The organism is Lacrimispora brassicae, from assembly GCF_054772055.1.
In genome coordinates this window covers 155137-177504 of sequence record NZ_BRYH01000055.1, presented here as the reverse complement: position 1 = coordinate 177504, position 22368 = coordinate 155137, and the positions used below count along the sequence as shown (strand labels likewise).

Sequence of the window (22368 nt, the reverse complement as noted above, 5' to 3'; positions counted from 1 at the left end):
GTGCTCATTATAACCCTTTTTCCAGAATTTGTAAACCCAAGAAAAAAGGTAAAAAAAACAAAAGACCCCCGGATTGAAATTTAATCAAAACATCAATCAAATTTCAATCCGGGAGCCTTGAGTTAATCACCGATCATATTTCGGATCTTTACCGGTGTCCGGTAATTCCATGTGGAAATTTTAATGCCGCTTCGCCTGCTGGCTGCATGTACGATCTGACCGTTTCCAATATACATGGCAACATGGTTGATAGTCCCTCCGCTGTTTGCGTAGTAGATCAGATCCCCAGGTCTCATGTCACCGGATTTCACCGCCTTGCCCATACCGGCCTGAGAGCCGGAATAATGAGGCAGACCTATGCCAAAGTGAGCGTAAACGGACAAGGTGAAGCCGGAACAGTCAGCACCTTTTGTAAGGCTGGTTCCTCCCCACACATAAGGATTTCCCAAAAACTGCAGGGCATAATTTACGATCTGGGTCCTGAGCGATGCCTGTACATTGGCCTTTTCCTCCAATGGGGAGAACTTGATTGCCTCAGGAAGAGCATACCGCACATCAATATAATCCGTGGATACAAAAGCACTGCTGTTTTCCTCCAGCTCGATCTCTACCCAGCCATCCACCTGCTTTAATACAGGATACCGTTCGTTGTTGGATATCTGAGTCCAAATCTTTGAATCAGTAGAGGGCTCGCTTCTGGCATTTAACATATCCGTGCTGACGATGGCCATAAGCTCCGCCACCTGCATGGCTTCATCCTTTGCCGCCTGTCCTGTCAGGATATAATCAGACTTTACATAGCCGGTAATGTTGCCGGACTGGATCTTATACCAGCCATCATCGGTAGTTTCTAAAATATTTCCTGCAGCCTTACTGGGCATCTTAGCAATGACCTTGCCGTTTTCATTGGGCTCTTCTCTTACATTCAGATAATTATCCACATCGGAAATTCCGATATTTTTATAGAGATTAAACACCATGGCCTTTAAATCCAGTTTTCTGGCCTCATTCAGTCCGTATTCCAGCTTTACATAATCTGCGGACAAATACCCGGCCGTAGTCTGTACCCAGCCCTCGGTCTGGTCCACAACCTCATAACGCTCATTTATAAGCGCCTGGCCTATTACATCCGAACTGGTGGAAGGCTCCTTCCTGATGTTCATGTTGTCGGTCTGGACGACCGCTCTAAGCTTTACTAAATCCATTGCTTTTGTTTTTGCATCTTCCCCTGTCAGTACATACTGGGAAATTATATACCCTTCAATTCCGCCGGAAGATATCTTATACCAGCCGGAGTCCGTCTTTTCCAGGATGTCACAGGCGCTGTCTCCCTGAAGTTTTCCGACTACATCCTCCTCGGTGCCCGGTGCCTTTCTCACGTTCAAATAGCCCGACACCTGGATGATTCCTAAATCATTGTAGGAATTTACTGTTTTCTCTTTTTCTTCTTTTTCCTTTGCTGCTTCCGCCTCAGACTCAGCTTCTGCTTCCGCCTTTAAATCTGTGGATTCCTCTAACTTTGCCCCTAAGGCCTCAGATCCTGTGGCAAGGCCTGCCGGTTTTGCAGTCATGTGTTTCTTCACTGCCATTCCGGCGGCTGAAATAACTGCCACGCAAAGAACTGCTGCGCCGCCCAGTGTTAAAAGTTTCTTATAATCATTCTGGCTGCGTTTTTTTCTGGCTTTATCCAAACGGATTATATAATCTTTTTTCTCATTGTTGTTTTCCATCCTGTACTTTCTCTCCATCTCCCTGTATTCTTGCGGAAAGCTGATTCAGACTATGAGCCTATCTGTCTAAGTATAGCATAAAATGTCATACTTTGCGATATTAGGTCTGCAAAAAATTATTAAGATTATGTTACAAACATATAAAAAAACACATTCTGGAAAGGCTTTGAACATAAGTTTCCAGACATTACAACAAAAAACAGGACCGGAAACGCCTGTAAAAGGCTCCCGGTCCCATGTTTTTTACCTGCTATTTCGCCAGTATCATTCTGTCATTGGCGAATTCCTCGCCGCTGGCCTCCTCGAATTTTCTAAGAAGGTCTTCTACTTCCAGCTTCTTTTTTTCTTCCCCTGATACATCATAAATAATGCGGCCTTCATGCATCATCACAAGCCGGTTGCCGATCTGGATCGCATCCTTCATGTTATGGGTGATCATGAGGGTGGTGAGATTCTGTTCATTCACAATCTCCTGGGTGATTTCCAGAACCTTTCTGGCTGTCTTTGGGTCAAGTGCAGCGGTATGTTCATCAAGCAGAAGAAGTTTTGGTTTCTTCAAGGTCGCCATCAGAAGAGTAAGGGCCTGTCTCTGGCCTCCGGAGAGAAGTCCCACCTTATTTGTCATGCGGTCCTGAAGTCCAAGTCCCAGCTTTTTAAGGGATTCATAATAAAATGCCTTTTCATTGGTCCTGATTCCCCAGGCAAGGCTTCTTCCCTTGCCCCTGCGGTAAGCCAGCGCCATATTTTCCTGTATTTCCATTCCGGCGGCTGTTCCCATCATGGGATCCTGGAACACCCTTCCAATGTACTTGGCCCTTTTATACTCCGGATCCCTGGAAATATTGACTCCATCGATCTGGATCTTGCCGGAATCAATGGGGTACACCCCTGCTATCATATTTAACATTGTGGATTTTCCTGCTCCGTTTCCGCCGATCACAGTGACGAAATCGCCTTCGTTTAGATGGAGGTCAATGCCATTTAATGCTTTTTTTTCATTGATGGTATTCTTATTAAACGTTTTTCTGACATTCTTAATATCCAGCACGGTTTATTCTCCTCCCTCAGTATAAGCTTTCCTGATGCGCCATTTGTTTGTCATAACCGGAACGCAAAGCGCTACGGCCACGATTACAGCCGACAACAGCTTCATATCGTTGGCATCCATACCCATTCTCAAAACCAGGGCGCGGATCACAAAATATATGACGGAACCAACTACCGCAGAGGTAAGCCTGCTTCCAAAGGAGCGTAATTTCCCCATGAGCACATCGCCGATAACAATAGAGGCAAGGCCGATGACAATGGCTCCGGTACCCATACCGATATCCGCATATTTCTGACTTTGACAGACCAGCCCTCCGGAAAGTCCCACAAGCCCGTTGCTGATGGCCAGGGCCAGAAGCTTTGTCCAGTTGGTATTGACCCCCTGAGCCCGGATCATTGCCTGATTATTGCCCGTAGCCCGCATGGCGCTGCCGATTTCCGTTCCAAAGAACCAGTAAAGAAGGGCGATCATAACAATCGCCATCCCGATCCCGATGATCATGGTGGCGCCCTGTTTGCTTAAACCGGTTACTGCTATAAATTTAGACATAATCGTATCCGTCTTTAAAAGGGGTACATTACTCTTTCCTCCCATGATCCGGAGATTGATGGACCAAAGCCCGATCTGCGTCAGGATTCCGGCCAGAATCGCCGGTATTTCAAAGATTGTATGTAACAATCCGGTTACCGCTCCTGCCGCTATTCCGGCTACGGTTGCAACCCCTAAGGCAATCCAGGGATCCACATGAAAATTCAGTATCATGACGGCGCATACACAGCCGCCCATGGCAAAGCTTCCATCCACCGTCAAATCGGCAATATCCAACAGTTTGTAGGTAATATAAACTCCTAAAACCATAATCCCCCATAAAACTCCCTGAACAACAGCATCCTGAAGAGATACCAGTAAACCACTCATGAATCATTCCTCCGTGTGTTTTCTCTTTTCATATTTTCTGCCCATGGATTTTGAGCACAAAGGTATGCCCGAAGGGCGTTCATAGGCATAAATGCCTTACATAAAAAATGAAAGCCCCATTCTTTATGTAAAGCATCTATGGATAGCAGGCGGGCCAGTCATACAGGCACCGCCTGCCGCTCATTCCTGTTTCAATCTGCCTATTTAAGGCCGGAAACGTCGATTCCAAGAATCTTCGCTGTTTCCTCGTTGACAGTCAGCTTACACTTATCGGAAGGAAGGTATTCAATGGGCATCTTGGAGATGTCCGCACCGTCTTTTAAGATCTTCACTGCCTGCTGTCCTGTTAAGTAACCAAGTTCATAATAGTCAATGCCGTATGTAGCAAGACCGCCGGCATCTACCATGCCTTCTTCTCCGCAGATCACCGGAATGCCGTTTTCATTGGCTACCATGCTTACGGTTGCCATGCCTGCGGCAATGGTATTATCCGTAGGAGCATAGAGGGCATCTACCTTGCCGACCATAGAGGTAACAACCGTCTGGATCTCATTGGAGCTGGATACGGTGTAATCCACTGCTGTCATACCTTCCGCTTCAATGGCGTCTTTTGCCATCTTAGCCTGGATCTCAGAGTTGGACTCTGCAGAGCAGTAGATGATTCCTACGGTTTTTGCATCAGGGAGAATCTGCTTTAACAGGGAAATCTGCTCTTTGACCGGAGTCAAATCAGAGGTACCGCTTACGTTTCCTCCCGGATTATCGTTGCTTTCAACCAGATCTGAAGATGCAGGGTCAGTAACCGCTGTCATCAGGATCGGGATATCGCTTGTGGCTCCTGCCACAGCCTGAGCTGCCGGTGTTGCAATGGCAAGGATCAAATCGTCTTTGTCATTGACCAGCTTGCTGGCAATGGTCTGGCATGTAGGCTGGTCGCCGGATGCATTCTGCTGGTCAACGGTGTAGTTAAGACCTGCATCATCAAGGGCCTGAATAAAGCCTTTATTGGTGGCATCCAGGGCCGCATGCTGTACAAGCTGGAGAACTCCGATTTTAAACTGCTTTCCGTCTGCAGTCTTTTCTGCTGTGGATTCTGCCGCTTCACTTGTCTTCTCTGCTGCCGTGGTTGTTTCCGGTGCCGCAGTGGTGGTTTCCGGAGCTTTGCTGCCGCATGCCGTTAAAGACATCATCATGGCGCCGGCAAGAACCAGTGATAATACTTTTGCTGTTTTTTTCATAATCTTCTCTCCTCTTCCTTCCAAAATATCGTCCTTTCTGGAACTTAATTCGTATCATACTACAAAAAAGACATGCCGTCAATTTTATTGCTTTAATTTTATGTGTTTTTAAAGCACTAAAGCGCATTTTTGTAAAAAATGACGGTTTTAAAAGTCTTATCTCCTATATTATCCGTCAAAAAACCGGAGAATTGGTATTCTCCGGTTTTTTTCAATTGGCGAGAAATCCTTTGCCTATAATCTCACTGGAATTGGATATGAGGATAAATGCCGTTGGCTCCACGGTACGTATGTAATTTTTAAGCTTAAGGGCCTGGGAGCGTTTCATGGTCGTTAAGATGACCGTTTTCTTATGATGGCTGAAAGCGCCTTGTGCCTCATAAACCGTAGCGCTCCGGTTAAGCCCGTGAATGATATAATCGCAGATAGGCGCCGGATCATCACAGATGATGCTGAAGCACTTGCATAGGTTGATATTCTCAATGACATCGCCGATGATAAGGGATTTGGCCATTAAGCCCAGGGAAGAGAATAATCCCGTCTCCGGCCCGAATACAAAATAGGCCATGATGACACCCGTTACATCTACCAGCAAAAGCACAGTCCCTATGTTAAGGCAGGTGTACCGTTTCAGTATCATGGCAATAATATCCGTTCCTCCGCTGGAAGCTCCTGCGCTGAAAAGGATGGCAGAGCTAACGCTTGGCAAAAGAATCGCAAAAATCAATTCCAAAAGCGGTTCCCCTGTCAGCGGTCTTGTCATGGGATACAGCCGTTCTAAAATATAAAGGGATATGGACATGAGGATGCTGGCATAAACCGTCTTAATCCCAAAACTCCGTCCCAGAAATAAAAAGCCGGTCACCAAAAGAGCCGTGTTCACAATGTTTGTAAACTCACTGGCCGACCAATGGGTCAATGCGCTGATAACTGTTGCAAATCCTGTAACGCCTCCGAATGCAAAATTATTAGGGAATTTGAAAAAATAGATCCCTATCACCATAATCCAGATACTGAACGTGATCAGTCCATACTCCCCAAGCGTTCTCAGTGTTTTGTTTTCTATCTGCTTCATGACTGTTTATCTGTCCCCCTCCGGCTCCTTTAAGCCGGTTTTGTATGTTTATTGAGTGAGCATAAAACTTCCTTTCACTCCCACTCGAATATACCTCAAAGGGGCGGTAATTACAAACACCAATCCATCTGATATTCTCACAGTCTTTTTACTGTGAACAAGGGGTAAATCCCACGCCGGCAAGGAACCGTCCGAATCCGTTCCGCCCTTGTTCATCGCATTTGTAAACGCCTGAATCCTCCAGCACCTGTTCAAATACCAGGCCTACTTCCTTCTTTAAAATTTCCTCCACATTCTCTTTTGTCACTTCATCGTATTTCTTAAGAAAGGCTTCTGCCCAGTCTCCGTGCTTTTCAATGACTTCATCATCTCTGATATTTTTTCCTTCCACAATGCATTGGACCAGAAGATTCAGCTCCTCCTTCAGCCTGGAAGGTAAGACCGCCAATCCCATGACTTCAATTAAGCCGATATTCTCTTTCTTGATGTGGTGAAGCTCCTGATGGGGATGATATACACCAAGAGGGAATTCCTCCGTGGTAATATTGTTTCTCAAAACCAGATCCAGCTCGTACACCCCATCCCGCATTCTGGCAATTGGGGTAATGGTGTTATGAGGCTCTCCGTCAGTTTCCGCAAAAACAAAGAACTCCTCATCCGTATAAGCCCTCCAGGCATCAAGAACCTTTGTTCCCAAAGCGATTAAGTCCTCAGGATTCTTGCTTCTGGTACGCAGCACAGACATGGGCCATTTCACGATCCCGGCTTCCACGCCGTCAAAGTCTTCTATCCGGAAACAAGCTTCCATGGGAGCCTTTGCCATAGCAAAATCATAATTTCCTCCCTGGAAATGGTCGTGGGAAAGAATGGAGCCGCCTACAATGGGCAGATCCGCATTGGAACCAAGAAAATAGTGGGGAAACAGCCTGACAAAATCAAACAATTTTACAAAGGTATCTCTCTCTATCTTCATGGGGATATGCTGTCCGTTGAAAACGATACAATGTTCATTATAATAAACATAGGGGGAATACTGAAAGCCCCATTGGCTGTTGTTGATCTTAAGACGGATGACCCTGTGATTGTTTCTGGCCGGATGGTTGGTCCTTCCTGCATAACCTTCATTTTCCATACAAAGCTGGCATTTGGGATAGCCGCTTTGTTTTACCAGCTTTGCCGCTGCTATGGCCTTTGGATCCTTCTCAGGCTTTGATAAGTTTACCGTAATGTCCAGATCTCCGTATTTGGTAGCAGTCACCCAGCGCATATCCTTTTTGATCCGGTATCGCCTGATATAATCGGAATCCTGGCTCAGTTTATAATAATATCCGGTTGCAGCCTGAGGCGACTGGCTCCGGTACAGTTCCCAGAACGTCTTTTCTATTTCGCTGGGCCTGGGCATCAGGCAATTCATCAGCTTTGTATCAAACAGATCCCGGTATGTAACACTGCCTTCCTCTATGATCCCGGTCTGGCAGGCATAATCAAGCAATTCCTGCAAAACAGCTTCCAGTTCAATTTCTCCCCCTTCTCCTGCCGGTTCCTCATACTCGTCCATCATCATTGCATCAAGGATCTGGTTGAGAGCGTAAAACCGGTCCGTTTCCCCGATCAAGCCTGTGTCAAGTCCGTACTGTACCAGTTTCTTAATTGCCTCATAAATCATTGTGGTATCCCTCCTGGTTTCTTTTTCTCCTAATAGCCTATCCCATTATACCTTTCCTGTAGCCGCAAAACAATACGATATATTTTGATTTTATTGCATTTTTTTTATAAATCCATTGATCCGGCTTATGATCATGCCGCCCAGGATCCCTATGACCAGTCCGGCAGCCGTACCGGCGATTAAAAGCATGGGAAGATAAAAGAATACTCCGGCCTGCTTGACCACAAGGGCTGCCACACAAACCTGTCCGATGTTATGTCCCACACCCCCCAGTATACTGGTGCCTGTTGTTCCGATCCAGTTCTTTTTCCTGCAAAGAACCATTAAAAGAAGGCTTAAGCTCCAGCCTCCCAGGCTGTAGAGCATGGCAAATAAGTTCCCAAAGGTGAATCCGGTGAGAACGATCCGCAAAAGTGAGATAATGACCGTTCCGCCTGCTCCTACCGTATAGAGCCCCACAACTGTGACCAGATTGGCAAGCCCCAGCTTTACTCCCGGTATCCCAAGGGAAATGGGGATCAGGGATTCTACAAAGCTGAGAACAAATGCCAGTGCAATCAGCATCCCGTACAACGCTGCCACATGTGCCGAATTTTTTCCTTTCATAAGAGCTCTCCTTTTTTCTGCATTCAGCCTCTATCTTATCACATTTTGACATTTATGTAAAAGAAAATCCCGGAGAGCATCCTAGCTGTTAGGAAAATCCCTCTCCGGGATAAAACAATTAATTGACTCCTGCCGTACCCGGCTTAAGCCATCCTGTTCCGGTCTAATCCGTTCTTTTGTCTCCCCAGAAAAACAGTGCAACGGTACCAGGTCCGGTATGAGAACCGATGACAGTACCAATGCTGTTTAACTGCGCGTTTCCCGAAAGCTTGGGGAAGCGTTCCTCTACCAGGGCAGCCACCTCCCTGGCATCATTTTCACAGGCGGAATAGGAAAGATAGCATTTTCCGTTGTAATTCCTTCCGTCCTTTGCATGGGCTTCCATTGTTTTTACGATCTCCTGGACGGCCTTCTTCTTGGTACGGATCTTCTGCCTGGGAATCAAATGCCCCTTGTCATTAATGCTCATAAGAGGGCAGATGTTAAGCACGGTACCAAGCATTGCAGATGTGGCCGAAATCCTGCCTCCCCGCTTAAAGCTGGTTAAATCCGTAGAAAAAAACCAGTGGTGCACAAATAGCTTGTTATTCTCTGTCCACTCTCTCGCCTCTTCCAGGGAAACACCCTGATCCCTTAGGTCTGCCACTGCATCGGTCAGAAGTCCGTAGCCGGCAGATGCGCCGAGGGAATCCACAATGATGATCCTTCTTTCCGGGTATCTGGAACTCATCTCTTCCCTGGCCACGCATGCAGAATTATAAGTTCCTGAAATGCCGGAGGAAAGGGTGAGGTGGAGAATATCCTTGCCCTCTTTTAAAAACGGTTCAAAAAAATTACAATATTCTTCCACATTAACCTGGGAAGTCACAGGTGCCGCACCTTTGGCAATCCGGTCATAAAATTCCGGAAAGGGGATGCTCTGTCCTAAGTCATCCGGATAGGTAACGCCATCCATTGTATAATGAAAACACACATAGGGAATCTGGCGCTGCTCAAAAAATTCTTTCTTCATATCCACCGTTGAACAGCAGGTTAAAATAAAATTTCCCATATCTGCACACCTCCTATCATTTACTGAATCAATATTAACATATTTTTTCCTGAATTGGAATCTTTACGACAAATTCCGTCCCCACATCAAGCTCTGAGCGGACGGTAATGGTACCATGATAGAAATTTACAATATGCTTTACAATAGAAAGCCCCAGTCCGGTCCCGCCCTGCTTCTTGCTCCGCCCTTTGTCCACCCGGTAAAAGCGTTCGAAAATGCGGCCTAAGGATTCTTTGGGAATGCCCATTCCGTTATCTTTAACACGGATTATCACATTGCGGTCCACTTCTGTCACCGTGACCCATACCTGACCGCCAGGCCTGTTATACTTTACCGCATTGCTTATGAGGTTCCCAAAAAGTTCTTTCATCTGCTGCCCATTGGCATGGATACAAAGGGGCTTGCAGTCCATGTGGATGATGACTTCATGGGACGCCGCCAGGGGCTTTAAGGATTCAACAATATCATCTACAAGAATGGACAGGCGTACATCGCTTTTTAAAACCTCTGCTTCTTTTGCCTCAAGCCGGGAGATCATAAGGATGTCATTGATGAGATGATTCATATTGACCGCTTCCTTTTTGATGCGTCTTATGAAATCCAACTTTTGTTCTTCATCCTGGATGATTCCGCTTTCCATAAGCTCCGCATACCCCTGAACCGATGTAATTGGGGTTTTTAACTCATGGGAAGCATTGCTGAAAAACTCCTGGCGAATCTGCTTTTCAAGCTCAATCTGGTTTAAATATTCCTTTATATTTTTAGACATTGACCTAGTGGTTTCCGCTATAATATTAATTTCCGGATACTGGTAGGTTTCAAAGGACAGATCCGTATAATCCCCGTTTACTTTCAGCATCTCCTGAGAAATCTCTTTTAACGGCTTTGTAATGGATTTTGAAAAGCTGTCTGCTGAAAATGCGGAATACATGATGGCCATGAGAAAGCTGAGCCAAATGGCAGGCAACAAGAGCATTAAGTATTCTTTCATTCCGGAATAGGGAATGGCCATACGAAGAATATAATCCGCCCGTGAAGAGCGGATTGCCACATAAAGCATGTTTTCTTTAAGAGTATCGGAATAGCGCCTGGCCGTACCGCTTCCCTCTGCAAGAGCTTCTTTCACTTCTTCCCTGTCTAAATGGTTATCCAGGGAAGCGGCCGGTACATTTCCAGTATCGGCCGCAATGCTTCCATCCATGCGTATAATTGTAAAACGGCTTTGGTTTTCGCTGAGTGTCTGTTTAAGGTCCTCTATCTCACCGTCAAGATTGTCGGAATAATCCAGGATCTCATCCATTGCTTTTAAAGTGTAGGTCATATCTTTTCTGGAATTTTTGAGCAATGCGCTGCTGGAGGCAATATAAAAAACAGTACTGCTGAGTATCAGAACAACCAGAATGATCTGGATAAATTTCTTAAAGATCACACTTCTCATAAACTCCTCCATTCTGCGGCATATGCAGCCAGATCTTAAAATCCCCTACTCTTCCGTCTTAATAAAACGATAGCCTACACCCCGGATCGTTTTGATACAGGAACCGCCGTTTTCTCCCAGCTTTTGCCGAAGAGTACGGATATGCATATCAAGGGTCCTGGTCTCTCCATCGTAATCATATCCCCAGATGTGGTTTAAAAGCTCATCTCTGGTGACGACCTTATTATGATTCTCCATTAAATACTGTAAAAGTTCAAACTCTTTTAAGGTCAGCTCAACCTTGACGCCGTCACAGTGAACCTCTCTTGTTTTTTTATTTAAGCTTAAGCAGTACTGGTTCAACTCATTTGATGAAACCTGGTCCCTGGTGCTGCGGCGCAGAAGGCTTCGGATTCTGGCAGCCAGTTCCATGACTCCAAAGGGCTTTGTCATATAGTCGTCAGCTCCGCCATCCAGTCCTGCCACCTTATCAAACTCCCTGTCTTTCGCAGTCAGGATAAGAACAGGAATATCTTTTAAAGACTCTTTTTTCCGAATTCTGCGGATGGCTGTCAGCCCGTCCATACCGGGAAGCATCAGATCAAACACAGCCAGGGCCGGCTTATCTGATTCAATGTGCTTTAAGGCTTCCTCCGCCATCTCAAAAGCAGATACTTCATATCCAAAACCTTCCAGGGCGATTTTTATTAAATCCCTGATGTTGTCATCGTCTTCAATCACATAGATAAGTTCCATACAGTCTCCTTTCTTTTTCCCTGCCCACGCTTTCCGGGCAGTGCCTGCCCGCTTTAGAGCCTGCCCCGCTTTAGAGCCTGCCCCGCTTTAGAGCCTGCCCCGCTTTATCGGGCATCGGGCATCGGGCATCGGGCATCGGGCGTAAAGGTATGCCTCCAGGACGTTCCGTCACAAAGAAAAAGTCATGCCGTCTTCTGTTACATTTCATCCCTCACATAACCGGCGATATTATGAGCATGGTCTGAAATACGTTCCAGATTGCTCAGGGCATCCAAAAAGATGACTCCGTTTTCCGGTTTACAGGTCTGAGCCGATAAGCGCTCGATATGGCGCTCCCTTAATTCCTCTTCCAGGCTGTCCACACGTTCTTCGCTTTGGACCACAGCGCGGACCTCAGACATATCGGAAGTTTCCCTGGCCTTAATGGCATGCTCCAGAGAGGACCGTACTTCTTTAATCATTTCTTTAATCTCATTTTCTGCATCCATTGAGAAAACAATGTTCCGGTTGGCTTTTTCTACCGCCAGCTCGGATAAGTTCTCACAGTGATCACTGACCCTTTCAAAATCGCTGACAGTGTAAAATAAATTTTTAACAAGAAGATGCTGCTCTTCATTTAAAGACTGGTTGTTGATTTTTACCAGATAATCAATGAGTATTTTCTCATAATCGTTGATCTTCTGTTCCATTTTTTCCACCAGCTCTGCCTCTGCTTTGTCGCTGCCAAGAAGAGCTGCCGCTGCAAGGTCTAAGTTTTCCATGGTAGCATATCCCATGCTCACCACCTCATGGTTTACGTTTTCAATTGCAAAGGAAGGAGTTTCCAGAATTCTGTCATCCAAATGACGCTTCATCTGGGCCTCAGAATCCATAGGTGCTTCCTTCTTATCCTCCCGGACAAGGATCCCGGAGGCCTTTACCAAAAGCCCTGCAAAGGGGAATAAAATTATGGTATTGCTCACATTAAATATGGTATGGAAAATGGATATTCCCACACTGCTGATTCGTGAAGCCGCAAAAACCGGATTCAGCTTAAACACAACAAACATGATGCATCCGAAAATCACAGCTCCTATTACATTAAATAGAAGATGAATGACAGCGGCACGCTTTGCAGTTTTGTTTGCCCCAACGCTGGAAAGCAGGGCGGTTACACAGGTACCGATATTTTGGCCTAAGGTGATGAAAATCGCTGACTGCCAGTTTACAATTCCATTAAGCGCCAGAGTCTGCAAAATTCCCACGGAAGCCGAGGAGCTTTGAATGATGCCGGTAACCACAAGACCTGCTAAAATTCCGAGAAGTGGATTTCTTCCTAAAACGGAAAATGCCTGGCTGAAAATCGGAGCATTCCGGTAAGGAGTGATGGAATCCGACATAAATGTAAGCCCTATAAACAACACACCAAAGCCGACTAAAATCTCTCCGATCTGTTTTTTCTTTCCGCTTCCGGTAAAAAGACTTAAAACAGCACCTACACCTACCAGTGCCGGAGCGAAAAACTCAGGCTTAAGCATTTCTCCCCATTCGCTCATGGATACGATCCAACTGGTAACGGTTGTTCCGATATTTGCTCCCATAATGATGCCTACAGCCTGAGCCAGATTAATGATTCCGGCGTTTACAAAGCCCACTACCATAACCGTGGTGGCCGAGCTGCTCTGGATGATGGCAGTAATTCCGGTTCCTAAAAGGACTCCCATGAGCCGGTTGCTGGTCAGAACGCCTAAAAGCTGCTGCATTTTATGACCTGCTGACTTTTGAAGCCCATCGGCCATGGCATTCATTCCATAAAGGAACATCCCCAGCCCCCCGATGAATTTAAACAGCATTTGTATCTCTGTGATTGACATAGTATCCTCCTGATTTTTCATGATAAGACATGCTATGTAAGTACTATATCAAATCTATGTAAAATAACATGCACATAAATGTAAAATTTATGTAAATTTTTGTCTTAATGTAAAATTTCCTTATAGACCCGAAGAACATTTCCACAGAAGACCGCTTCTATTTCACTTTCTGTAAATCCTTCCTTTTTCATATAAGCTTCCAAAAGAGGCAGATCTTCTGGAGATTTTACCTCCATATTCCCCCCAATGCCGTCAAAATCCGACCCAAGCCCAATACACCGGATGCCTCCCACCTGCTTCATGTGCTTCATATGGGAAACCATATCCTCCAGCCGGCTTAAAATTCCTTCTCCTTTTTTCCAGTCATGAAGGAAATCGGCACAGTAATTGATACCGGCCACACCGCCGCGTTCCGAAAGCCTTTTAATCATATCATCTGTTAAGTTCCGGGGATTGGAAGCAATTGTCCTGGCATTGGAGTGGCTGGCCACAAACGGTTTTTCCGTATACCGGAACACGTCTTCTATTCCTGCATCCGACAAATGGGACACATCGATGATCATCCCCAGTTTTTCCATTTCCTGAACAAAAGCAATTCCCGTTTCCGTAAGCCCGTGCTCCTTCTCCGGCAGGAAAAAAGCCTCCCCGTTTTCCTCCCAGATCCGGTTGGGATGCCCCAGTTCGTTTTTATAATTCCAGGTAAGGGTGGCCATGCGGACTCCCAGCCGGTAAAAATTCCTTAAAAACGCCAGCTCTCCCTGGCAGACACCGCCTTCCTCTATGGTGAGCAGGGCAGACATCTTTCCATTTTTCCGGTTCTCTTCAATATCCCTATAGCTTTTTACAACGCCAATAATATCCTCATATTTTTCCAGCTCAATAAAAAACAGGTCAACAAGCTTCATACAATATTCAAAAGGATGCTCCTGCCTGGCGAGATTTGTGAACATGGCAAAGTTCTGCAGGCAGTAATCCCCTTTTTTCATGCGCTCCAAGTCAATATGGCAGTCATTTTTTAAGATGGAATACTCCTTTCCCTCCTCTTTGCGGTAAAAAAGCTCTGAAATGGTATCGCAGTGCATATCAACAACCTTCATAATTTCTGTCCTTTCTCATGATTCTTAAAATTACCTCTCTATACAAAATATGCAAAAGGAGCAGCCCAAAAATGAGCTACTCCTTTGGTAACTATGCAAATAGTATCACCAATATGACATATTTGCAAGAAAATGTTAGATTCCTACTCGCTGCGCAGGGCGTCAATGGGGTTTAAATCAGCAGCCCTTCTGGCAGGCATATACCCGAACAAAAGGCCAATTCCTACGGACACGCTGAAGGAAACCATAACGGCACCAGAGGTGGGGGTAGCATTCATCCCCATGGCGGTCCCAATGATTGTGGTTGCCACAGAGCCCACCAGGATGCCGGCAACACCGCCTAAAGAACTGGTAACTGCTGCTTCTATTACAAACTGCTGCATGATGTTGCGCTTTTTTGCTCCCAACGCCTTTCTGATTCCGATCTCCCTGGTCCGTTCTGTTACCGACACCAGCATGATGTTCATAACTCCTACTCCTGCAACCAGAAGAGAGATCCCTGCGATTCCCCCAAGCATCATGGACATCATGGAGATCATGGAATTTAAGGAGTCTAAAAGCTCACTCATGGCAGTGATCCGGTACAGATCCTCATCTTTGAAAATACCAAACAGAAAAGCGTTAATGGCTTCCTTGGCCTCGGCCGTATGATCCATGCCGGCAGTTGCAAAAACATAACTGTTTATGTCGGCGGTATTGTTCATCTTGGCAGCGCAGCTATAGGGCAGGTATAACACATCATCGGAACCTCCGGCCTTAAGCTCATCCTCATCCTGCCTGGAAATCACGCCAACGATCTGATAAGCATAGCCGTTTATTTTTATAGTCTGGCCAATGGCCTTTTCCGCTCCCCCGTATAATTCCCAGGCAACATAATAGCCTGCCACGCAGACCTTTTGCCTGGATATGATATCGGAATACTGGAGAAACCGCCCTGAATCCAAGGTCTGATCCTTCATTTGTAAATATTCCTCGCTGACACCGGATACCGTGGTATCGGTCAGGGACTGGGTTCCGTTTTTTAAAGTGGAGGACAAGGAAACTTTTGGCGTCATCTGAGCAAAGAGACTTCTGTTGTCCTCATAAAATTCATACATCTGGTCCACGGTTACGGTCCTGGATGAAAGATTGGTCAAGTTGACATTGATCTGGTTGGTACCCATGCTGGCAAAACTTTCTGTCATATAGGACATCTGTCCGTTTACAAGGCTCACCAGAATGATGACCGATGCCACACCGATGATGATTCCAAGCATGGTGAGAAAGGAGCGCATCTTATTTCCCCAGATGCTCTTTAAGGCCATTTTAAAGGATTGCAGAATATTCATTTACGTCTCCATCGAAATTAATCTTACCGTCGTGTACCTGGATCACCCGCCTGGCCTCCCGTGCAATGGCGCTGTCATGGGTGATCATAACAATGGTATTTCCTTCATTGTTCAGCTTTTTTAAAAAATTAAGGACTTCACGGCTGGTTTTTGAATCCAGGGCTCCCGTAGGCTCATCGGCCAGAATCAGAGAGGGATCTCCCGCCAGCGCCCTTGCAATGGATGCCCTCTGCTGCTGACCTCCGGAAAGCTGGTTGGGAAAATTTTTCCATTTTTCTGCCAGGCCTACCCGCTCCAGAGATGCCATGGCCCGTTTGTTCCGTTCATTGGCCCCTGTCCCTGCATACAGCAGGGGCAGCTCCACATTTTCAAGAAGGTTCAGTCTGGGAAGCAGATTATATTGCTGGAAAATAAAGCCGATCATCTTGTTCCGTATGCTGGCAAGCTGGTTATCCGACATCCTGCCCACATCCTCGCCGCCCAGAAGATATTCCCCTGAGGTGGGGACATCCAGGGCGCCTATGATGTTCATGAGGGTGGATTTTCCGCTTCCCGACTTTCCTACGATAGCCACAAACTCTCCCTGGCAAATCCTTAAGGATACTCCGTTATTTGCGCGGACCTCCTCCTCACCCATCTGGTATACTTTATAAATTTCCTTTAATTCAATCAAAGGTTTTTCCACGGGTACAACCTCCTTGCTGCCATTAAGACTGAGGGGGGCCGCTGTTGCCGCTGCGCCCTCCGCTGCCGGAATTACCCCCGCTGCCACCGCTGCCGCTGCGATATCTGGTTCCTGAGCCGGAACCGCCCGGATCCCCACCTATGCCGCCCATTCCGCCTGGTATCATCACACTGTTTGTGGTGGTCACAGTGGTTTGTGTAACGTAAACTTCCTGGTTCTCTTCCAGTCCGCCGGTAATCTCCACATAATCATCATTGATCAGGCCTGTGGTGACTTCCACGGCCCGAAAGCCTGCCGGAACGTTCCCCTGGGCCTCCTTTACTGTTTCATCCTTTACATAGACCTGATTCCCCCGCATCAGCGCATCGGCCGGTACGGCAAGAACATCGGCCGCTTTATCCAGAATGATCACTCCATCTACGTTCATGCCGGGAAGAAGCTCATCCGTACCGTCATTTAAGGTGACAGTGACCGGATAATTGGTAACGCCGTTTGAAGTGGAACTTTCCAGGCTTACATTGGTAACTGTGCCGGAAAAGGTTTTACCTGTTACCGCATCCGCCGTGACTGTCACCTCCTGGCCTACTTTCACGGACTTGACATCTAATTCATCCACTGACATTTTAAACGTATAGCCGGACATATCGTATATGACCGTTAAGGTTGTGCTTCCGCTGGAGCTTTTGGCGATCTTATCTCCTGCCTTTACGGTTTTAGTAATGACCTTTCCGGATATGGGAGCGGTAATGGTGTAGTTGTCATAGGTATCTCTGGTGCTCTCCAGTTTGCTCTTGGCCGATTCCAGGGTCTCCTGGGATTTTTCCATGGTTTCTTTATAAGTGCGCAGCAGCTTATCGGCAGACCTGCTCTCCATGGTAAAGATGGGAGTGCCTTTTGTTACATAATCCCCTTCATGGACCAGCAGCGTTCCCACCTCCACACTGGATGATAAATCTGCTTTCATAGTCGTCTCAAGCTTGGCCTCAAAGGTTGATTCCACAGTACATACGAAATCTCCCACCGATGCTGTGGCCGGGGTTTCTGTGGTAAGGCCGCCTGGATTTGTCACTTCAATGGTGGCATAACGGACAATACGTCCTCCTGTCAAAGTCACATCCATATTGCTGACAGAAGTGACAACGCCCTGAATCTGTTCTCCTGTATCCGTAAGGGTCAAAACAGCACCCTGTCCTGCCCCTATCTGGGCTGCCTCGCCGGAAAGGAAGGGAACCTTGATCTTCATGGTTTTATCATCATAGATGGAAGCGATTTCCGTATTGTTTCCCACTTTATCCCCTTCTTTAATGGAAAGGGATTTTATGTACCCGCTCTCTGTGGACTTGTAGGAATTTCCACTGTAATCACTTAAAGCAGCATTATAATCTTCCTGAGCAGCTTCATAATTTTCCTGAGCCCTGGTCAGGGAGTTGTTTACGGATGTTATCTCCGATTCCATGGATGAGGTGTCAATCCCATAGAGGATCTGCCCCTTTTCCACCTCATCCCCCTCTTCAAAATCCGCTGTAATGACTTCACCTTCAACCAGAGAGGTAATATCATAGGTATTCAAAGGGGAGATGGTGCCGGAGGAAGACAGTTCAGAAACAATATCCTGCCTTGTTACCTTTGCGGTTTTTACGCTTTTTGCTGCGGCAGATGCTTCCTTTGACTTTTTAAAGCCTGCTGCCCCCACCGCTCCTGCCAGCACTGCAAGGATCACGATCAATAGAATCAAAACCTTTTTTCCACTTATCCGGCCCTTTCTTTTATCTTTTGAAAATAATTTCTGAATGACTTTTTTCATTCCGGCTTCTCCTGTTAATCTTCTATATAATCAATGACAGTCCTGGTTTCATTTCCTTCATTGTCCACTGACAGGGTATAGACCAGATTCACGGTATCGCCTACCCGTAAGTCCCCGTAGGAAGAAAATGCAAACTTCATTTCAGTGCTGGAAAGCTCATAGGTGTTGCCGTCATCCAGTATGATCGCTCCGGGAGTCATTAAATCCGTAGAATCGTAGACCACGTTGGTGATTTCTCCAAATACGGCGGAACGGCCGTTTTCATTTTCATTACCAACAGTATAAAGCCACAGGGTTTTGGAAAGGGTATGATAATATACCAGAACTCCGTCCGAGCTTTCTAAGGCAACATTGATTGCATCACTGGAATTGGAAACAGCTTCTCCGTCCAGATAAACATTGGCGTCACCGAGCTTAAATGGCAGATAGGAATTGAGCCGGCTCTTGCTTCTTACGACCTTCGGCCCCTTAAGACTGTTGTCTACCATGGTAAATGGATTGATCTCACCGTCGGCGGTCAATTCACAGTCCAGGCTCTTTCCAAACATGGTTCCAGCCTTGGTATCGGTTTTTAACAGGTTATAAAAAAGGTTGATGCAGTCCTCTTTATTTAAGATCTCCAAAGCCTCCTTATTGAGATTCTCATCTAATTCCAGGAAATGATATTTGGAAAGCCTGGAACCGGTCTGGTCACCGGTAAAATCGGAATTCACATATCCTAAAAGCCCCAGAACCCCTTTTACCGCCTCCTGAAGCGTTATGGATTCCTCCGGTTTAAAGCTTCCTCCCAGATATCCGTTCAGCCACCCCTGCTCTGCTGTGACCCGGATCTGGGCTGCGTATTCATGGTCTCTCGGCACATCTGCAAATACGGAAGTGTTGCTGTTTTTTCCGGCCGTACTTCGATAGGAGGAAGCATTTACCAGCATGCTGGCAAATTCTCCCCGCGTCACCGGCATATTCAGATTCCCGGTGTTCATGATTCCCGAAACTCCGATTACCTTTTTCCTTAAATCAAAATTACTTGATGCCTCCGTTATCATAGGGCTGACTGCCGTCGCAGCCATTACAAAAGCCAGGGAGGCCGCAATTTTCCGTCCGTTCATCCAGTTTCTCCTCTCATCATTCAAATCTGTAGCTTATTTTAGCAGGCTCATATGTCTGTTTTGTGACAGTAAGCTGAAATTAACCTGAAACTTGTCATTTCACTTTATGATGAGCCCGTAACCAAAGCAGTCTCCTTCCAGGATATTTCAGCCTATTTTAAGCTTGATCCATTATGATTGACACAACTAAGAAAAACACGCAAAATGGAAGATTGCTTAAAAAGCAGTCTCAACTTATAATAGATGTCAACAGGTTCATAAGGAAACAAATAATGGATAAGGAGAGTCTGACTATGAAAGTATTGATTGTTGAAGATGAAGTAAGGCTGGCCGATGCATTGGGACAGATTATGAAGGAACAGCATTATCAGGCTGATATTGTATATAATGGAACGGACGGTCTGGCCTGCGGCCTTTCCGGGGAGTATGATGTCATTGTTTTAGATGTAATGCTTCCGGGAGAAAACGGTTTCCAAGTGGTAAAGAAGCTGAGAGAATCCCACATACAAACTCCTGTTCTTTTGCTGACTGCACGGGATGACATACAGGATAAGGTGGCCGGACTTGACCGAGGGGCTGACGACTATATGACAAAGCCCTTTATTCCGGAGGAGCTGCTGGCCCGCATCCGTGCCCTCTCCCGCCGTCAGGGGGAAGTGATCGTGGAAGAAATGAAATTTGGTGACCTGACCTTAAATTTATCCGCCAATGATTTATGCAGCGGCTTGAAATCCATTCATCTTGGGTATAAGGAATTTGAAATTCTTAAAATCCTTATGAGCAATTCCGGCAGAATCGTTTCAAAGGAAACCCTTATTTCAAGGGTATGGGGCAGTGATTCTGATGCAGAGGATAATAATGTGGAGGCCTATATTTCCTTTTTACGTAAAAAGCTGAAATTTGTGGGATCAAGGGTAGAGATCAGTACCGTCCGAAAGGTGGGATACCGGTTGGAGGAAAGGTCATGATAAAAAATTTAAGAAGAAGGTTTGTTTTGATCAATATGGCTTTTGTCATAAGCATCCTTTCTACCGTTCTTGGCATCTTTTACTATGCTAATTTAAAACGCATTGAACGGCAGACTTTCATGTCCCTGGTACAGGCCATCGACCATGAACGGCTGGATAGGCAGCCGGATAAAGTGGAATTTGGCCGCAGGCCCCCAAAAGATCAGCCCCCTCTCATCCCTGTTTTTGTGGTGACCTTAAACAACCTCAACGCCATAGACAACATAAGGGAAAATAACATTACCATCACAAAGGAACTGGCCTCCACTTTGGTGAAGTTAGCAGAGGCCAAGGGCTCTCCCCAGGGAGAACTTAAGGATTATTCTCTTCGTTACCTTAAAATTTCTAACGCAGAAGGAATAAAAATAGGTTTTGCAGACCAAAGCTATGAACGGAACAATTTAAAGACCCTGCTCATTAGCTGTCTGCTGGTCTTTCTTGTAGCAGCCTTTCTGTTTTTGATCCTAAGCATGTATCTTTCCAGAATGGCCCTAAGGCCTGTGGAAAACGCATGGCGGGTGCAAAACCAGTTCATTGCCGATGCCTCCCATGAATTAAAGACACCGCTCACCGTGATCCTTGCCAACTTACAGATTCTGTCCCTTCATAAAGAATCCACTGTCAGGGAACAGCAAAAATGGCTGGACAACACAAAAGAGGAGGCAGAGCGGATGAGACTTCTTGTAGAAGAACTGCTCTTTTTGGCCCGTTCCGATACCGAGGCCGTTCAGGCCCCCCAAGCGGTAAAGGCATCTCTGGATTTCAGCGACATGGTGTTAAACGGGGTCCTGCTTTTTGAATCTGTGGCCTTTGAAAGCAAGGTGGATCTGGAAAATGAGATTGAAACCGGTATTATCCTGGAAGGCTGGGAGGCCCAGCTAAAGCAGATGACCACCATTCTCCTGGACAATGCCTGCAAATACGCCGGAAAAGACGGTTCCGTATCCGTCAGCTTAAAGAAATCTTCCCATTATGCTGTTTTGACTGTACAAAATACAGGGGATCCTATTCCTGAGAAAGAACAGGATCATGTTTTCGAACGGTTTTACCGGACGGACAAATCAAGAGTGCGAAAAGAAGGAGGATATGGACTTGGCCTTTCCATTGCAAAAACCATTGTTGACCAGCATAAGGGGAAAATCAGCTTAACCAGCGGCCCTGAGACAGGAACGGTTTTTATTGTCAGCCTGCCTCTTCCCTCCCGCCAGCACGTAACCAGAACTTAAAAAGAAGGGAGCAGTTGTGAATTTTCCAACTGCTCCCTTCTTTATTTATTTTGAAACGGAAATCCCGTGATCCTCAATTCTCTTTCTGATATTGAGCATCCGTTCGTCGGTCTGAGCGATCACATCCGCACATTCCCGCAGTTCTTCACTGATTTCCTGGGAATATTCTTCCACTTCTTTCTTATATTTTAATTGGTGATCCAGACTGGCCCAGAAATCCATGGCAATGGTACGGATCTGGACCTCGGCTCTCATCCACTTTTTCTGGTCGGAAAAGAACACGGGAATCTCTACGATCATATGATAGCTGCGGTACCCGTTTTTTTTCGGATGCCGGATATAATCTTTAATGGCAATGATATGCACATCATCCTGACGGGCCAGCATCTCTGCCACCGCATAAATATCATCAAGAAAGGAACAGATGACACGGATTCCTGCAACATCATCTAAGTTGTCCATCATGGATTCCAGGGAAACCGGCAGCTCTCTTCGCTGCAGCTTTTCTACAATGCTTATGGGCTTTTTGACTCTGGATTTGACCATTTCTATTGGGTTTCTGGAGTTTCTCACCGACAGCTCGTCGTTTAGGACCTCCAGTTTTGTCTTGATCTCCCTGATGGCACAGGTGTACATCATCATAGCTTCCTGAAACTGGTATGCCTGCTTCATAAGCGGATCCGGAACCTGAACCAGATTGGGAACATTTACTATGGACTGGTTCAATTCACTGTTTGGGTTCATGCTAATATTCATT

At 46.1% G+C, this 22368-nt stretch carries 19 protein-coding genes; 2 read left to right on the top strand and 17 right to left on the bottom strand.

Annotated elements, in window-relative coordinates; all coding sequences use genetic code 11:
* Nucleotides 1–122: 122 nt before the first annotated feature.
* The 16 genes from ACYVD3_RS25030 to ACYVD3_RS24955 form a co-directional block, all read right to left on the bottom strand.
* The gene (locus tag ACYVD3_RS25030; protein WP_460645215.1) at nt 123–1730 is read right to left on the bottom strand and encodes a C40 family peptidase; all 1608 of its coding nucleotides are present in this window, start codon (nt 1728–1730) and stop codon (nt 123–125) included.
* Nucleotides 1731–1980: 250 nt separating this feature from the next.
* Nucleotides 1981–2778 carry an ABC transporter ATP-binding protein gene (locus ACYVD3_RS25025; RefSeq protein WP_460645214.1) on the bottom strand — a complete coding sequence of 266 codons (798 nt, stop codon included), beginning with the start codon at nt 2776–2778 and terminating at the stop codon, nt 1981–1983.
* A 3-nt stretch (nt 2779–2781) separates the two neighbouring features.
* On the bottom strand, nt 2782–3696 hold the full coding sequence (locus tag ACYVD3_RS25020) for an ABC transporter permease (RefSeq protein ID WP_460645213.1): 915 nt from the start codon (nt 3694–3696) through the stop codon (nt 2782–2784).
* A 200-nt stretch (nt 3697–3896) separates the two neighbouring features.
* Nucleotides 3897–4934, bottom strand: a complete 1038-nt coding sequence (locus ACYVD3_RS25015) for an ABC transporter substrate binding protein (protein ID WP_460645212.1) — start codon at nt 4932–4934, stop codon at nt 3897–3899.
* Nucleotides 4935–5145: 211 nt separating this feature from the next.
* Nucleotides 5146–6009, bottom strand: coding sequence for a YitT family protein (locus ACYVD3_RS25010; protein WP_460645211.1), 864 nt, complete (start codon nt 6007–6009; stop codon nt 5146–5148).
* A 148-nt stretch (nt 6010–6157) separates the two neighbouring features.
* On the bottom strand, nt 6158–7675 hold the full coding sequence (gene galT, locus ACYVD3_RS25005) for a UDP-glucose--hexose-1-phosphate uridylyltransferase (protein WP_460645210.1): 1518 nt from the start codon (nt 7673–7675) through the stop codon (nt 6158–6160).
* A 90-nt stretch (nt 7676–7765) separates the two neighbouring features.
* The gene (locus tag ACYVD3_RS25000) at nt 7766–8281 is read right to left on the bottom strand and encodes a Gx transporter family protein (protein ID WP_460645209.1); all 516 of its coding nucleotides are present in this window, start codon (nt 8279–8281) and stop codon (nt 7766–7768) included.
* A 163-nt stretch (nt 8282–8444) separates the two neighbouring features.
* Nucleotides 8445–9332, bottom strand: coding sequence for a DegV family protein (locus ACYVD3_RS24995; protein ID WP_460645208.1), 888 nt, complete (start codon nt 9330–9332; stop codon nt 8445–8447).
* Between the two features lie 34 nt (nt 9333–9366).
* Nucleotides 9367–10770 (bottom strand): sensor histidine kinase, encoded by a 1404-nt coding sequence (locus ACYVD3_RS24990; protein ID WP_460645207.1) that lies wholly within the window; start codon nt 10768–10770, stop codon nt 9367–9369.
* Nucleotides 10771–10815: 45 nt separating this feature from the next.
* Entirely contained in the window at nt 10816–11505 is a 690-nt protein-coding gene (locus ACYVD3_RS24985; protein WP_460645206.1) for a response regulator transcription factor, read from the bottom strand.
* A 197-nt stretch (nt 11506–11702) separates the two neighbouring features.
* On the bottom strand, nt 11703–13358 hold the full coding sequence (locus ACYVD3_RS24980; protein WP_460645205.1) for a Na/Pi cotransporter family protein: 1656 nt from the start codon (nt 13356–13358) through the stop codon (nt 11703–11705).
* A 104-nt stretch (nt 13359–13462) separates the two neighbouring features.
* Nucleotides 13463–14455, bottom strand: coding sequence for a dipeptidase (locus ACYVD3_RS24975; protein ID WP_460645204.1), 993 nt, complete (start codon nt 14453–14455; stop codon nt 13463–13465).
* 143 nt (nt 14456–14598) lie between these two features.
* A complete protein-coding gene (locus ACYVD3_RS24970; protein WP_460645229.1) occupies nt 14599–15777 on the bottom strand; it encodes an ABC transporter permease in 1179 nt (392 codons plus the stop codon).
* The gene (locus tag ACYVD3_RS24965) at nt 15761–16420 is read right to left on the bottom strand and encodes an ABC transporter ATP-binding protein (RefSeq protein WP_460645228.1); all 660 of its coding nucleotides are present in this window, start codon (nt 16418–16420) and stop codon (nt 15761–15763) included. The genes ACYVD3_RS24970 and ACYVD3_RS24965 overlap by 17 nt, the downstream gene beginning before the upstream one ends.
* A gap of 70 nt (nt 16421–16490) precedes the next feature.
* On the bottom strand, nt 16491–18272 hold the full coding sequence (locus tag ACYVD3_RS24960) for an efflux RND transporter periplasmic adaptor subunit (RefSeq protein WP_460645203.1): 1782 nt from the start codon (nt 18270–18272) through the stop codon (nt 16491–16493).
* A 14-nt stretch (nt 18273–18286) separates the two neighbouring features.
* Nucleotides 18287–19378, bottom strand: a complete 1092-nt coding sequence (locus ACYVD3_RS24955; protein WP_460645202.1) for an S-layer homology domain-containing protein — start codon at nt 19376–19378, stop codon at nt 18287–18289.
* A 293-nt stretch (nt 19379–19671) separates the two neighbouring features.
* Here ACYVD3_RS24955 and ACYVD3_RS24950 point away from each other — a divergent pair, with 293 nt between their 5' ends.
* On the top strand, nt 19672–20346 hold the full coding sequence (locus ACYVD3_RS24950; protein ID WP_460645201.1) for a response regulator transcription factor: 675 nt from the start codon (nt 19672–19674) through the stop codon (nt 20344–20346).
* Nucleotides 20343–21611: a sensor histidine kinase gene (locus tag ACYVD3_RS24945; protein WP_460645200.1), complete on the top strand. Its 1269-nt coding sequence runs from the start codon at nt 20343–20345 to the stop codon at nt 21609–21611. The genes ACYVD3_RS24950 and ACYVD3_RS24945 overlap by 4 nt, the downstream gene beginning before the upstream one ends.
* A gap of 45 nt (nt 21612–21656) precedes the next feature.
* On the opposite strand, the gene ACYVD3_RS24940 is transcribed toward ACYVD3_RS24945, so the two are convergent.
* Complete coding sequence (locus tag ACYVD3_RS24940; RefSeq protein ID WP_460645199.1) at nt 21657–22367, bottom strand: GTP pyrophosphokinase; 711 nt, start codon at nt 22365–22367, stop codon at nt 21657–21659.
* Between the last annotated feature and the right edge of the window lies 1 nt (nt 22368).